This is a genomic window from Streptomyces sp. WM6378 (assembly GCF_001279695.1).
GTDB lineage: Bacteria > Actinomycetota > Actinomycetes > Streptomycetales > Streptomycetaceae > Streptomyces.
This window is the reverse complement of sequence record NZ_LGDD01000040.1, coordinates 1-13,445: the sequence shown is the minus strand read 5'-3', so window position 1 is coordinate 13,445 and position 13,445 is coordinate 1. Positions and strand designations below refer to the sequence as shown.

Here is a 13,445-nt window from a genome sequence, read left to right as displayed (position 1 = left end):
GCGGTGGAGGTGCGCCAGGTGAGGGGGTTGGCGGGCAGGGGGCGCCAGGTGGTGCCGGGTTCGGGGGCGGGCCGGGGCAGGAGGGCGACGACGTGGGTGCCGGACAGGATGAGGGCGCGGGTGAATTCGATGCCGGCGACTTCGCGGACGGCGCTGGGGGTGCAGCCGTGGCGGGCGCAGGCGGTGAGGGTTTCGTCGTGGAGGGCGGGGGCGTCGGCCCGGGGGAAGAGGACGAGTTCGCGGCCGTCGAGTTCGCGTACGTCGATCTCGGTGTGGGCGGCGAGGGGGTCCTGGTCGGCGAGGAGGGCGCCAAGTGGCTGGTGGAGCTGGGGGCCGAAGCCGAGGCCGGTCGCGGGGCAGGGGTGGCGGACGATGCCGGCGTCGAGGGTGCCCGCGGTGAGTTCGGCTCTCTGGTCGGCGGTGCTGAGTTCGCGGAGGTCGAGTTCGCCGCCGGGGCTGCGGTCGCGGTAGGCGGTGAGGAGGGCGGCGATGGTGGCGCCGCCGAGCTGGGGCGGGACGGCGGCGCGCAGGGTGCCCGCGGCGCCTCCTTGGACGCGGCCGACGAGGGTGCGCAGGCGGTCGGCGGCGTCGAGCAGGGGGTCGGCTTCGGCGAGGACGAGGCGGCCCGCCGGGGTGAGGGTGGCGCCGGTGCGGCCGCGGTCGAGGAGGCGGACGCCGAGTTCTCGTTCGAGGCGCTGGATGCGCTGGGAGAGGGAGGGCTGGGCGACGCGCAGGCGTTCGGCGGCGCGGCCGAAGTGTTGTTCTTCGGCGACGGTGCGGAAGTACCTGAGGTGCAGCAGCAGGTCCATGAGCAGCAAGGATAGGCGAACGCCTATGGGGCGGGATCTGATACCCGGACCCTCGCGGCTGATCCAATTGGGCGGGTGGGGGGTGGCCGGGTAGTCTGGGGAAGTTGCTCGGCGAGGGAGGCCGTACCTGAGGTACGGCGGTCCGTTATCGACGCGCTCTTCGTAGCAGGCCAGTCGTGGCCGGGTGACCACACCATTTTTTTGGTTCACCTTCTACGAGGAGTGCACATGTCCGAGGTCAAGCTCGCCGCCGACGTCCGTTCCAGCTTCGGCAAGGGCGCCGCCCGCAGCATCCGCCGTGAGAACAAGGTTCCCGGTGTCATCTACGGTCACGGCACCGAGCCGGTTCACGTGACCCTGCCGGGCCACGAGCTGCTGCTCGCGCTGCGTACGCCGAACGTCCTGCTGTCCCTGGACATCGACGGCAAGACCGAGCTCGCCATCCCGAAGGCCGTCCAGCGTGACGCCATCAAGGGCTACCTGGTCCACGTCGACCTGCTGCTCGTCAAGAAGGGCGAGAAGGTCACCGTCGAGGTCGGCGTCCTGACCGAGGGCGACCTGGCCCCGGGCAGCTTCCTGGTCGAGAACGTGCTGAACACGCTCTCCGTCGAGGCCGAGGCCACCCACATCCCGACCTCGGTCACCGTCTCCATCGAGGGCCTTGAGGCCGGCGCGGCCATCCACGCCAAGGACATCGAGCTCCCGGCGGGCACCACCCTGGCCACCGACCCCGACGCCGTCGTCATCCAGATCCTGGCCGCGCAGGCCGAGGAGCCGGCCGCCGAGACCGAGGCCGCCGAAGGCGCCGAGGCCTGAGCCGCACGCTCTGCCTGAGATCCGTGCCGGGCACGGACTCCGACGGGGCGGCGGGCCACAATGGCCCGCCGCCCCGTTTTTTCTTGTCCACTTAGGTGAGGAGACGCAGCCCCCATGACGACCGACGCGAACGCACCCTGGCTGATCGTGGGCCTGGGCAATCCGGGTCCGGAGTACGCCGCGAACCGGCACAACGTCGGGTTCATGACCGTCGATCTGCTCGCGGAGCGCATGGGCGGCAGGTTCAAGGCGCACAAGGCCCGGGCGCAGGTCGTGGAGGGGCGGATCGGTCCGCCGGGTCCGCTGAACCGCCGGGTGGTGCTCGCCAAGCCGTTGTCGTACATGAACCTTTCGGGTGGCCCGGTGACGGCGCTGCGCGACTTCTACAAGGTGCCGGTGGCCAACATCGTCGCGGTCCACGACGAGCTGGACATCGACTACGGGGTGCTGCGGCTGAAGCTGGGCGGTGGGGACAACGGGCACAACGGCCTGAAGTCGATCACGAAGTCGCTGGGTGCGGACTATCACCGGGTGCGGTTCGGCATCGGGCGGCCGCCGGGGCGGATGCAGGTGGCGGACTTCGTCCTGAAGGACTTCTCCTCCACGGAGCGCAAGGAGCTGGGCTACTTCGTGGACCGGGCGGCGGACGCGGCCGAGGCGCTGGTGATCGAGGGCTTGGAGCGGGCGCAGTCGACGTACAACTCCTGACAAGGCGTGGCAGAGCAGCGCTATTTGTTGGGAAGAAGTTGACCGAGCGCATCCACAGCCGTCAGGATCGCGCCCCATGACGAAACGGAGCCGTACCTTCCTGCTGTACGTGCGCCGGGCCGCGATGGCCCTGGTCGCCGCGCTGCTCGTGGTCGCCGGGTTCTGGTCGTCGTGGGGCACCGCCCAGCACGTGGTCCTGGCGAAGGGCCGCGACCACGGCACGCTGACGGTGACGAAGTGCGCGGACGACGTGTGCACCGGCCCCTACCGGCCCTCGCCGGGCTCGTCGGCGCACCCGGGCATGACGATCGCCGAGTCGGTGGCGGTTCGGCGGGGCGACCACATACCGGTGGTCGTGAAACCGGGCACGGCGGAGGCGGTACGCAGCGGGGCGGCGGGCCTCCTGTACGCATGGCTGCCGCTGGCGGGGGCGCTGCTGCTCGCCGCGCTGGTGATAGGCGGGGGCCTGCGGATGCCGCGGACGGCGTGGGTGGCGGGGTTGGTGGGGGCGGCGACGATGGCGGCGGCATTCATCGCCCTGTAGCTTCCGGGGGCGCCGCCCCCGGCCCCCGCCTTTCCGCCTGCGGACCGTGCGTGGTTGCTCGCGCAGTTCCCCGCGCCCCTGGCAGGGTGCAGTGCGGGCACCCCGGACCGCGGCCCGAACCTCCGCCGCCCTTCAACCTGCGGACCGTGCGTGGCTGGGCGCGCAGTTCCCCGTGCCCCTGGCAGCGCCGGGTACAGGCATACCCAGCCCGTCCGGCGATTGAGGACGAGCGCCCTTGGGGCGCGATACGGGGTCTGGGGCGGAGCCCCAGGGACGAACCCGCCCCTTCCCAATCCCCCGGAGGGTCTCGGGAAGGGGCGGGGTGGGGAGAGAATCAGCCCGTGTTGCGCAGGCCCGCTGCCACGCCGTTCACCGTGAGGAGGAGGGCCCGGGACAGCAGCGGGTCCGCCGCCTCGCCCCGCTCCGCGGCCGACCGCTGCCGGGCAAGGAGCGCCACCTGAAGGTAGGAGATCGGGTCCAGATACGCGTCCCGGATCGCGAAGGTCTGCTGCAACACCGGGTTGGCGCCCAGCAGTTCATCGCGCCCGGTGATCCGGAGGACCTCCCGCACGGTCAGCTCGTGCTCCGCCTCGATCGCCGAGAACACGTGCTTCAGTTCGTCCGGCACGAGTGTGTCGACGTAGTGCCGGGCGATCCGCAGGTCCGTCTTCGCGAGCGTCATCTCCACGTTGGAGAGGAAGTTGCGGAAGAAGTGCCAGCGCTCGCTCATCTCGTCGAGCACCGTGTCGAGCCCGGCCTCGCGCAGCGCCTTGAGGCCCGAGCCGACGCCGTACCAGCCGGGGACGATCTGCCGGGACTGGGTCCAGCCGAAGACCCACGGGATCGCGCGAAGCCCGTCGAGGCCCGCACCCGAGTCGGGGCGGCGCGAGGGCCGCGAGCCGAGGTGCAGCTCGGCGAGCTGGTCGACGGGGGTGGAGGCGAAGAAGTAGGCGGGGAGGTCCGGGTCCTCGACGAGCTTGCGGTATGCCGAGTGGGCCGCGTCGGACACCGTGTCCATGGCCGCGTCCCAGCGGGCGAGCGCCTCGTCGGACTGGCGGGGCGCGGTGTGCAGGGCGGATGCCTGGAGCGTGGCCGCCACGGTGAGCTCCAGGTTCTCCCTGGCCAGCGACGGGATGAGGTACTTGTCGGAGATGACCTCGCCCTGCTCGGTGACCTTGATCTCGCCCTCCAGGGTGCCCCAGGGCTGGGCGAGGATGGCGTCGTGCGAGGGGCCGCCGCCGCGGCCGACGGTGCCGCCGCGACCGTGGAACAACCTCAGCCGGACTCCGTAACGGTGAGCGACATCCCTCAGCCGGCGCTGGGCGCGGTGGATCTCCCACTGGGAGGTGGTGATGCCGCCGAACTTCGAGGAGTCCGAGTAGCCGAGCATGACCTCCTGGACGTCGCCGCGGAGCGAGACGAGGCGCCGGTAGGAGGGGTCGGCCAGCATTTCGTCGAGGATGACGTCGGCGGCGCGCAGCTCGTCGGTCGTCTCGAGGAGCGGCACGATGCCGATCTTGGCCCAGCCGCCGTGCAGATCGATGAGGCCGGCCTCGCGGGCGAGGACGGCGGCGGCGAACACGTCGTCGGCACCCTGGCACATCGAGATGATGTACGACTCGATGACCTCGGGCCCGAACCGCTCGAAGGCCTCCTTGACGGTGCCGAAGACGCCGAGGGTCTTCTGTCCTGCGGCGTCCAGCGGGGCCGGGGTGGGCGCGAGCGGGCGGCGGGAGCGGAGCTCCTTGGCGAGCAGCTTCTGCCGGTAGTCGCGCGGCATGTCGGCGTAGCGCCAGGACTCCTCGCCGAGCCGGTCGAAGAGCTGGCCGAGCGCGTGGTGGTGGGCGTCCGCGTGTTCGCGTACGTCCATGGTGGCGAGCTGGAGGCCGAACGCCGCGAGCGTGCGGATCGTACGGTCCATGCGGCCGTCGGCGAACAGGGCGCCGCGGTGTTCGCGCAGGGAGGTCTGGATGAGGGTGAGGTCGGTGAGCAGCTCGGCGGTGCCGAGGTAGTCGCGGCCCGGCTGGTGCGGGGTGCCCTTGGCGAGCCGGTCCTTGGTGTGGACGAGCTTCTGCCGGATCGCGGTGGCCTTGAGGCGGTAGGGCTCCTCGGCGTTGAGGCGCTTGTAGCGGGGGCTGATCTCGGGGAGGGCTTCGAGGTCGGCCTGGAGGGAGGAGAGCAGCTCTTCGGTGGCTCCGGCGTAGCGGATGGAGTTGGAGAGCAGCCCCCGCAGGAAGTCGATCATTTCGAGCGCGTCGTTGATGCCGTGCTCGTGCTGGAGGATCAGCACCTCCCAGGTGACCGCGGGGGTCACGTTGGGGTTGCCGTCGCGGTCGCCGCCGATCCAGGTGCCGAAGGTGAGCGGGCGGGTGCCCGGGGGCAGCTCGACGCCGACGCGCTCCAGTTCGGCCGCCAGGTCCTCCAGGACGTCCCCGACGGCGCCGGCGTGCAGCTCGTCGAGGTAGTAGATGGCGTTGCGGGCTTCGTCGGCCGGTTCGGGGCGTACGACGCGGAGCTCGTCGGTCTGCCAGATCAGGTCGATGTTCTCGGCCAGGCGCAGGTCGTGGCGGCGCCGGTCGGAGTCGATGACCGGGGTTTCCAGGAGCTCGGCGATGCGGCGCAGCTTGTTGAGGACGGAGCGGCGGGCGGCCTCGGTGGGGTGGGCGGTGAAGACCGGCCGCACGTTGAGGTTCTTGACGCTCTCACGGACGTGCTCGGGGTCGCCGTCCTTGAGCATGTCGGCGGTGCGGGCGAGGAGGCTGCCCTCGGCGGCGCGGTGGGCGCGCAGCTCACGGCCTCGGTGGACCTGTTCGGTCACGTTCGCGAGGTGGAAATAGGTGGAGAACGCGCGTACCAGCTTGGCGGCGGTCTCGACTTCGGTGCCGCCGAGCAGTTCGGCGGCGGCTTCGCCGTCGCTCCGGGTCAGCGCGCGGACCCGCTCGACGAGCTCAAGGAGCTCGGGGCCCTCCTGTCGGACGAGGGTCTCGCCCAGGAGGTCACCCAGTCGGCGGATGTCGGCGCGCAGCTCGTGGCTGGCGGAGGGGGTCTGGTCGGCACTGCTCACAGGTGCGGCTCCTTGCAGTGTTTGAGCACGTCTGGAGGGTTCTGGAGGCTTGCGGACCGCGCTGTCCGACGACACCCAGGATAGGTGTCCCGTTCCGCCCCGCCGTCCACCGGCTCTTGTCCCGGGCCACGGCACTGCCATACTTACGTTGCCGTAGGTTACGCAACCGTAGCCAGGCAATCCCTCTCGAATTCCTCACCCTGCCGGGGGTACTCCCCATGACCACCAGTCCCGATCTGCTCAAGTCGCCGGACGAACCTCCGGTGCCGTCCGCGACGCTGGGCGGCGAAAGCAAACGCTCCATCGAGCAGATCGCTCTGCTGCTCTTCATCACGGTGCCCTTCGTGGCGCTGCTCGCCGCGGTGCCGCTCGCCTGGGGCTGGGGGGTCAGCTGGCTCGATCTCGGCCTCCTCGTGTTCATGTACTACCTGGGCTGCCACGGCGTGACGATCGGTTTCCACCGCTATTTCACGCACGGCTCGTTCAAGGCGAAGCGGCCGCTGCGGATCGCGCTCGCGGTCGCGGGCTCGATGGCGGTGGAAGGGCCGCTGGTGCGCTGGGTGGCCGATCACCGCAGGCACCACAAGTTCTCGGACGCGGAGGGCGACCCGCATTCGCCGTGGCGGTTCGGCGAGACGCTGCCCGCGCTCCTGAAGGGCCTGTGGTGGGCGCACATCGCCTGGATGTTCGACGAGGAGCAGACCTCGCAGGAGAAGTACGCCCCGGATCTGCTCGCCGACCCGGCGATCCGCCGCATCTCGCGCGACTTCGTGTACTGGACGACCCTCTCCCTCTTGATTCCGCCGCTGGTGGGCGGTCTGGTGACGATGTCGTGGTGGGGCGCGTTCACGGCGTTCTTCTGGGGCTCCCTCGTGCGGGTCGCGCTGCTGCACCATGTGACGTGGTCGATCAACTCGATCTGTCACGCGGTGGGCAAGCGGCCCTTCAAGTCGCGTGACCGCAGCGGCAACGTGTGGTGGCTGGCGGTCCTGTCCTGCGGCGAGTCGTGGCACAACCTGCACCACGCGGACCCGACGTCGGCCCGGCACGGGGTGATGCGCGGGCAGATCGACTCCAGTGCCCGGATCATCCGCTGGTGCGAGCAGTTGGGTCTGGCCTACGACGTGCGCTGGCCGAGCGCGGCCCGTATCGACTCCAAGCGGAACGAGGGCGACCGGTCCCGGCGCAAGGGCAAGGCCGCCGAGGCGGCATGATGGACGACGTGGCGACCGACTCCAGTACCACCCGTACCACCAGCACCTCTGGTTCCTCCCGCTCGGCCGGGGCCCCAGGCTCCGCAGAGAAGCCCCGGCGCACCCGCCGGACCCGGATGACCGGCGCCGAGCGCCGGGAGCAACTGCTGGACATCGGTCGCACACTCTTCGCGGAGAAGGGCTTCGAGGGCACCTCGGTCGAGGAGATCGCGGCGAAGGCGGGCGTCTCCAAGCCGGTGGTGTACGAGCACTTCGGCGGCAAGGAAGGCCTGTACGCGGTCGTCGTGGACCGGGAAATGCGCTCGCTGCTCGACGGCGTGACGGGCGCGCTGACCGCGGGGCACCCGCGGGAACTCCTGGAGCAGGCCGCATTCGCCCTGCTCGACTACATCGAGACGTATACGGACGGATTCCGCATTCTGGTGCGCGACTCCCCCGTCGCCCAGTCGACGGGAACGTTCGCCTCGCTGATCTCCGACATCGCGACCCAGGTCGAGGACATTCTGGGCCTGGAGTTCAAGGCCCGCGGTTTCGACGCGAAACTGGCGCCGCTGTACGCGCAGGCGCTGGTCGGCATGGTGGCGCTCACCGGGCAGTGGTGGCTGGACGTGCGCAAGCCCAAGAAGGCGGAAGTCGCGGCACATCTGGTGAATCTGGCCTGGCACGGTTTGGACGGTCTTGAACCGAAACCGCGCCTGATAGGCCACCGCAAAAACTGATCCCACTCCCCCTCGGGGAACAGCGTCGGGCAACAGCGGACAGCATCGGCCACAATTTTCACTTCAACTACACAAGAATCCGCTGTAGTCTTCACGCACAATCCCGGGGGGGATTTTCGCCATTCCTCGCGTGCAATCACCTGTGACTGCGTACTGCCGCCACGGCGTGTGTGCCGCGCCCTTTTCCGCGCGCCCATGCGACGACGAATACGCAGCGATTCCATTCCCCCCGGATCTACCCGCTTATTCCCATGGGGGGAATTTTGTCCTCTGTGCGCACCAAGCGCGCGAGCCGCCTCGCGGCCTGCACCGCCATCGTTCTGTCGGCGGGCATGCTGCTCGCCGGCCCGGCCTCGGCCGACACCAACCCGGCGGGGCCGCACGTCGCGGCGAAGCCGGCGAAGAAGTTCACCCAGCCCTCGCTTCAGATCCCGAAGCGCAAGTCGGCGTACGCCGCCACGACGGGCGTCGCGTCCAAGCCCCGCTTCGACCTGGACAAGGACGGCAGGAGCGACCTCCTCGTACGCGAGCCGGACGACTCGCTCCGTCTGGAGGTCGGCGGGACCGTCCCGAACCCGACGGTCGCGAACAGCTACGGCTCCTTCAAGGACCTGATCGAGCCCGGCGACATCGACGGCGACACCAACCCCGAACTGCTCGTCCTGTCCGCGACCGGCAAGCTCTCGCTGTACACCGGCCTGTCCGCCACGCACTACACGGACTCGGCCGGCAAGGACCAGCTCTCCGTCAACAGCGGCTCGCTGTCCTGGTCGAGCAACGGCTGGAACGCCTACAACAAGCTGTTCTCCCCCGGCGACGTCACCGGTGACGGCAAGACCGACCTGCTGGCGCGCACGCCCTCCGGCGACCTGTACCTGTACCCGGGCACCGGCTCGGTCACCGGCAGCCCGTACGGCGACCGGATCAAGGTCGGCAGCGGCTGGGGCATTTACGACCAGCTCGTGGGCGCCAGCGACATGGACGCCGACGGCAACGCCGACGTCGTGGCACGCACGCCGGGCGGCGACCTGTTCTTCTACCCGGGTTCCGGAAACGCCGCGGCCCCGCTGAAGGACCGGGTCAAGATCGGCAGCGGCTGGGGGATCTACAACCAGATCCTCGGCATGGACGACACCACCGGCTACGGCGACATCGTGGCCCGCGACGCCGCGGGCACCTTGTGGTTCTACGCCCCCAACGGCACGGGCGGCCTCGGCGCGCGCTCGCAGATGGGAACCGGCTGGAGTGCGGTCACGCTGGCCAACACCGGCGGCAATCCCACCTTCGGCAAGGGCGACCTGATGGCCCTCGACGGCCAGGGTTCGCTCTACTACTACTGGGTCAAGGGCGACGGCACTCTCGCCGACCGTCAGCTCATCAGCGACGTCGGCGGCTGGTCCGGTGCCAACATCGGCTTCGCCTCCTCGCTGCGGTCCGACGACCGCTACGGCACGCTGCTGGAGCTCGGCGGCGGTCACCTCTTCGTCGGGGGCCGCGACATGGGCGCCGGCTGGGACGCGTTCAACGGGATCGCCGGGGTCGGTGACCTGACCGGTGAGGGCAACGGCGACCTGCTCGCGCGGGGCAACAACGGCCACATGTACCTCTACCCCGGCAACGGCCAGGCGACCGGGTTCTACAACCGGGTCGACCTCGGTGCGGGCTGGAACGGGTTCAACAAGCTCATCGGCGCCGGTGACGTCAACGGTGACGGCGTCGCGGACCTGCTGGCCCGTGACGGCAACGGCCACCTGTTCATGTACCCGGGCAAGTCGACGCCCGGCTTCGGCAACCGCATCGACCTCGGCGGTGGCTGGAACGGCTACAACAAGCTGGCCACCCCGGGCGACATGACCGGTGACGGCCGCGCCGACGTGATCGGCGTCGACAGCTCCGGCAAGGCCTGGCGCTACGACGCCAACGGCACGGGCTCGTTCAAGGAGCGCGCGAGCCTGGGCGCCGGCTGGAACACGTACAACGGCATCTACTAGGCCGATGCGCCGAGTGCCCCGCCCTCTTCTCAACAGAAAGGGGCGGGGCACTCGGCGTTGTTCATCCGGAGGCGACCGGCTCCAGGAATTCCAGGCGGTTGCCCACCGGGTCCTCGGAGTAGAAGCGCCGGTGGCCCGGCAGGTCGTCGTCCCAGACGACTTTGGCGCCGTGCCCCTCCAGGCGGCGCGCGTACGCCTCGATCGAGGTGACGCGCAGCCCCGGGTGGGCCTTCTTCGCGGGGCGGAAGTCCTCCTCGATGCCGAGGTGGAGCTGGACGGTTCCGTACTGGAACCAGCAGCCGCCCCGGGCCGCGAGCACCGGGGGCTTGGGGATTTCGGTCATGCCGAGTATGTCTTCGTAGTACGTCCTCAACCGCGGCTCGCTGCCCGGCGGGGCGGCGAGCTGCACATGGTCGACAGCGGCCAGCATCGGCTCGTTCCTCCTGCTTCTCCTGCTCCTTCTACTTCCTCTACTTCTTCCTGGCTACGGCGAAAATGCGACGGAACGGGAAGACCGTGCCGTGCGGGCCCGGCGGGTAGGCCTCACGGAGCCGGTCGCGGTATTCGGTGAGCAGGGCGTCAATGGCTTCCTGGTCGCCGTCGAGCGCGGTGAGCACGGGGCGCAGGGCGGTGCCCTTCACCCAGTCGAGGACGGGGTCGGGGCCGGTGAGCAGCTGGCAGTAGACGGTTTCCCAGACATCGGTCTCGCAGCCGAGATCCACGAGGCGGGTGAGGTAGTCGGCGGGTTCGAGGATATGGACGTAACGGCGGCCGTGGTCGTCGAGGCGGCGGCGCCAGCGCGGGGACTCGCAGAGTTCGGCGAGGATCGCGTGGCTGGGTGAGGTGAAATTGCCGGGGACCTGGAAGGCGAAGGTGCCACCGGGGCTCAGGCCGTCGATCCAGGCCCGGAACGACTCGGGGTGGTTGGGAACCCACTGCAGGGCCGCGTTGGAGACGATCAGGTCGTACGGTTCGTCCGGCATCCAGTGCGCGGCGTCGGCGACCTGGAAGTCGAGCCAGCCGCCGCCCGCGGTGGTGCCGGCGTGGTCCTTGTCGGCCTGGGCGAGCATCTGCGGTGACAGGTCGAAGCCGGTGATGCGGGCGTCGGGCCAGCGGTCGGCGAGGCGGACGGTGACGTTGCCGGGGCCGCAGCCGAGGTCGGCGATCCGGGGCGAGAGGCCGCCGATCGCCGGGAGTTCCGGAATGTGGCTGAGCAGGTCGAGGAACGGGCGGGTGCGGTGCCCGGCGTGACGCAGATACTGCTGTGGGTCCCAGACCGGTGGCTCGGTCTGAGTGGTGGTCGTCGATGAATCGGAATGCATGTTCGAGCCCCCTTGCAGGTACGGCTGGCCGAAGCGGAACAGGGTCCCGGCCCCTCCATGCCCAATGGTGGCTCGATATATATCTTGACGTCAAGAGACTTCACGTCGACAGACCCTCTACACTGATCGCCATGGAGGACGAGGTCGACCGATTGGTCGCAGCATGGCGCCGAGAGCGCCCGGACCTCGACGTGGAACCACTCGAGGTGCTCAGCCGGGTCAGCAGGCTGGCCCGCCATCTCGACCGGGCCCGCAGGCTCGCGTTCGCCGAGCACAGCCTGGAGCCCTGGGAGTTCGACGTGCTGACGTCGCTGCGGCGCGCGGGCGCCCCCTACCAGCTCTCCCCCGGGCAGCTTCTGACGCAGACGCTGGTCACCTCGGGCACGATGACCAACCGGATCGACCGGCTCGCCAAGAAGGGCCTGGTCGAGCGGCTGCCCGACCCCAGCGACCGGCGCGGGGTCCTGGTGCGGCTCACGCCCGAGGGGCGCGACCGGGCCGACCAGGCGCTCGCCGGGCTCCTTGAGCAGGAGCGGGCCATCCTCGGCGAGCTCAGCCGCAACCAGCGGGGCGAACTGGCGGCCCTGCTACGCCAGTTGACCGCCCCGTTCGACAACATCCCCGGCTAGGTCGACCGGGCCGACGCCCGCCCGGCGGGCCAGTGCGACGGCCGCGAGCGTGGAGTGCACGCCCAGCTTGCCGAGCACGTTCTGCATGTGGGTGCGCACCGTGTGCGGGGACAGGAACAGGCGCTCGGCTACCGCCTTGCGGCCTAGCCCGGCCACCATGCAGCGCAGCACCTCGCGCTCGCGCGGGGTGAGCGACTCCACCAGCCGCTCGGACTCGGTGCGGTGCTTGCGCGCGGCCGTCAGCTCGCGCAGCACCCCGGTGAGCAGCGCGGGCGGCAGGTGCGTCTCGTCCCGCAGTACGCCCCGGATCACGGCGAGCAGCCGTTGCAGGGAGCAGTCCTTGGCGACCCAGCCGCAGGCGCCGGCCTGAAGGGCGAGGGCGGCCCGGCGCGGGTCGTCCTTCTCGGCGAGTACGACGGTGCGCACCGCGGGCTGGCCCGAACGCACGCCCGCGACCAGGGAGATGCCGTCCACCAGGCCGTCGGCGCCGCTGTCGGGCACCGCGCGGGCCACCGGGACCGTCGCCGACGTGCCCAAGTCCGCGTCGACGAGCATCACATCGAATCTGCGCCCTTCGGCGGCGCCCCGCTCCAGGCAGCGCAGCGCCGCGGGGCCGCTGCCGGCCGCGGCGACGTCCACATCGGGCTCCGCGGCCAGAGCCGCGGCGAGCGACTCGGCGAAGATGCGATGGTCGTCCACCACCAGAACTCGGATACGTACCAAGTGACACCCCCAGGGTCGGGGGACGGACCGGTACGGGTACGGCGCCCGGAGCTGGGTTCACCGCAGTCGCACGGCCGCCGCCGTGCACTGAGTACTACCCCACCCCGGGCGACGTACCCGACTGTCTCGCCCCCTGATCAACACCGGCCCCCACCGGTGTTGTGCATCAGCGTAGGGCCGTGAGCTGTGAGCGGAAGGCACTTTGCAGAACTGATTGAACCCGTACGGCTACTTGGCGTGCGCGAATGTTTAGGGTGAGTTCCATGTTTCGTATCGAGACAGAAGTGGACAAGGACCGGCAGGTGCAGCTGCATCGGCGGCTGCGGGACACGAATACCGAGCGGTCCCCGGTGCTGCGCGCGCTGCGGGGGACTCCGTCGGAGAAGGAAGTGCCGCTCCACGTCTGGGGGTTGAACGAGGAGGGGCTGCTCGCGGGGGGCCTGGTGGGGCGAACGTGGGCGGGGTGGCTGCACGTGGACCTCCTGTGGATCGACGCGGGGCTCCGCTCGGGGGGCTTGGGCTCCCAACTCCTCACTTCCGCCGAGGAGTTGGCGCGCTCCGAGCGGGGTTGCGGCTTCGCGCGGGTGGAGACGTGGGACTTCCAGGCTCCGGGGTTCTATCGCAAGCGGGGGTACGAGGTGGTGTGCGCCATCCCCGACTATCCGCCGGGGGTTACGGAGTACACGCTGACGAAGCGGCTGGGCTGCGCCGCGGACGGGGGTACGAGCTGACCCGGGCCGCCTGGGGCTCCGCCCCAGACCCCGGGGGGGCGCCCACCCGCCCGCCCGTGACGGAGGTTGAAAGGTTCGGCTTCCGGGGGCTGCGCCCCCAGACCCCCTGCGGGGGCTCCGCCCCCTGCACCCCTGGGGAACCAGCCCACCCGCCCGCCCGTGCAGGGGGTTGGAT

The 13,445-nt window shown here is 70.3% G+C and carries 13 protein-coding genes; 8 read left to right on the top strand and 5 right to left on the bottom strand.

Annotated elements, in window-relative coordinates; genetic code table 11:
• The coding region (locus ADK54_RS06500) for a LysR substrate-binding domain-containing protein (RefSeq protein ID WP_053724566.1) at positions 1-809 on the bottom strand (809 nt) is incomplete at its 3' end.
• Between the two features lie 228 nt (positions 810-1,037).
• On the opposite strand from ADK54_RS06500, the gene ADK54_RS06495 reads away from it, so the two are divergent.
• From ADK54_RS06495 to ADK54_RS06485, 3 genes are all read left to right on the top strand, one after another.
• Entirely contained in the window at positions 1,038-1,625 is a 588-nt protein-coding gene (locus tag ADK54_RS06495) for a 50S ribosomal protein L25/general stress protein Ctc (protein ID WP_053724565.1), read from the top strand.
• 114 nt (positions 1,626-1,739) lie between these two features.
• Positions 1,740-2,333, top strand: a complete 594-nt coding sequence (gene pth / locus ADK54_RS06490) for an aminoacyl-tRNA hydrolase (protein ID WP_053724564.1) — start codon at positions 1,740-1,742, stop codon at positions 2,331-2,333.
• Positions 2,334-2,409: 76 nt separating this feature from the next.
• Positions 2,410-2,877 carry a hypothetical protein gene (locus tag ADK54_RS06485; RefSeq protein ID WP_053724563.1) on the top strand — a complete coding sequence of 156 codons (468 nt, stop codon included), beginning with the start codon at positions 2,410-2,412 and terminating at the stop codon, positions 2,875-2,877.
• Positions 2,878-3,211: 334 nt separating this feature from the next.
• Here the strand turns inward: ADK54_RS06485 and ppc are convergent, their stop codons facing one another.
• Positions 3,212-5,941 (bottom strand): phosphoenolpyruvate carboxylase, encoded by a 2,730-nt coding sequence (gene ppc / locus ADK54_RS06480; protein ID WP_053724562.1) that lies wholly within the window; start codon positions 5,939-5,941, stop codon positions 3,212-3,214.
• A gap of 218 nt (positions 5,942-6,159) precedes the next feature.
• Here ppc and ADK54_RS06475 point away from each other — a divergent pair, with 218 nt between their 5' ends.
• The 3 genes from ADK54_RS06475 (at position 6,160) to ADK54_RS06465 (ending at position 9,865) form a co-directional block, all read left to right on the top strand.
• Entirely contained in the window at positions 6,160-7,155 is a 996-nt protein-coding gene (locus ADK54_RS06475; RefSeq protein WP_053724561.1) for an acyl-CoA desaturase, read from the top strand.
• Positions 7,152-7,874, top strand: coding sequence for a TetR/AcrR family transcriptional regulator (locus ADK54_RS06470; RefSeq protein ID WP_053724560.1), 723 nt, complete (start codon positions 7,152-7,154; stop codon positions 7,872-7,874). Before ADK54_RS06475 ends, ADK54_RS06470 begins: the two co-directional genes overlap by 4 nt.
• Positions 7,875-8,146: 272 nt before the next feature.
• The gene (locus ADK54_RS06465; protein ID WP_053724559.1) at positions 8,147-9,865 is read left to right on the top strand and encodes an FG-GAP repeat domain-containing protein; all 1,719 of its coding nucleotides are present in this window, start codon (positions 8,147-8,149) and stop codon (positions 9,863-9,865) included.
• A 61-nt stretch (positions 9,866-9,926) separates the two neighbouring features.
• Here the strand turns inward: ADK54_RS06465 and ADK54_RS06460 are convergent, their stop codons facing one another.
• Positions 9,927-10,295 (bottom strand): VOC family protein, encoded by a 369-nt coding sequence (locus ADK54_RS06460; protein WP_053724558.1) that lies wholly within the window; start codon positions 10,293-10,295, stop codon positions 9,927-9,929.
• A gap of 40 nt (positions 10,296-10,335) precedes the next feature.
• Positions 10,336-11,187: a trans-aconitate 2-methyltransferase gene (locus ADK54_RS06455; RefSeq protein WP_053724557.1), complete on the bottom strand. Its 852-nt coding sequence runs from the start codon at positions 11,185-11,187 to the stop codon at positions 10,336-10,338.
• A 131-nt stretch (positions 11,188-11,318) separates the two neighbouring features.
• Between ADK54_RS06455 and tamR the strand changes: the two genes are divergently transcribed.
• A complete protein-coding gene (tamR, locus tag ADK54_RS06450) occupies positions 11,319-11,816 on the top strand; it encodes a MarR family transcriptional regulator TamR (protein ID WP_053724556.1) in 498 nt (165 codons plus the stop codon).
• Here the strand turns inward: tamR and ADK54_RS06445 are convergent.
• Positions 11,775-12,539 carry a LuxR C-terminal-related transcriptional regulator gene (locus ADK54_RS06445; protein WP_053724555.1) on the bottom strand — a complete coding sequence of 255 codons (765 nt, stop codon included), beginning with the start codon at positions 12,537-12,539 and terminating at the stop codon, positions 11,775-11,777. The genes tamR and ADK54_RS06445 overlap by 42 nt on opposite strands.
• 263 nt (positions 12,540-12,802) lie before the next feature.
• Here ADK54_RS06445 and ADK54_RS06440 point away from each other — a divergent pair, with 263 nt between their 5' ends.
• On the top strand, positions 12,803-13,270 hold the full coding sequence (locus tag ADK54_RS06440; protein WP_078966163.1) for a GNAT family N-acetyltransferase: 468 nt from the start codon (positions 12,803-12,805) through the stop codon (positions 13,268-13,270).
• The last annotated feature ends 175 nt before the right edge of the window (positions 13,271-13,445 follow it).

Bases quoted from the DNA above. Each gene is read 5' to 3' on its own strand.
- pth (WP_053724564.1), top strand. From the start codon at position 1,740: ATGACGACCGACGCGAACGCACCCTGGCTGATCGTGGGCCTGGGCAAT.
- ADK54_RS06455 (WP_053724557.1), bottom strand. From the start codon at position 11,187: ATGCATTCCGATTCATCGACGACCACCACTCAGACCGAGCCACCGGTC.
- ADK54_RS06495 (WP_053724565.1), top strand. From the start codon at position 1,038: ATGTCCGAGGTCAAGCTCGCCGCCGACGTCCGTTCCAGCTTCGGCAAG.
- ADK54_RS06475 (WP_053724561.1), top strand. From the start codon at position 6,160: ATGACCACCAGTCCCGATCTGCTCAAGTCGCCGGACGAACCTCCGGTG.
- ADK54_RS06440 (WP_078966163.1), top strand. From the start codon at position 12,803: ATGTTTCGTATCGAGACAGAAGTGGACAAGGACCGGCAGGTGCAGCTG.
- tamR (WP_053724556.1), top strand. From the start codon at position 11,319: ATGGAGGACGAGGTCGACCGATTGGTCGCAGCATGGCGCCGAGAGCGC.
- ADK54_RS06470 (WP_053724560.1), top strand. From the start codon at position 7,152: ATGATGGACGACGTGGCGACCGACTCCAGTACCACCCGTACCACCAGC.
- ADK54_RS06485 (WP_053724563.1), top strand. From the start codon at position 2,410: ATGACGAAACGGAGCCGTACCTTCCTGCTGTACGTGCGCCGGGCCGCG.
- ADK54_RS06460 (WP_053724558.1), bottom strand. From the start codon at position 10,295: ATGCTGGCCGCTGTCGACCATGTGCAGCTCGCCGCCCCGCCGGGCAGC.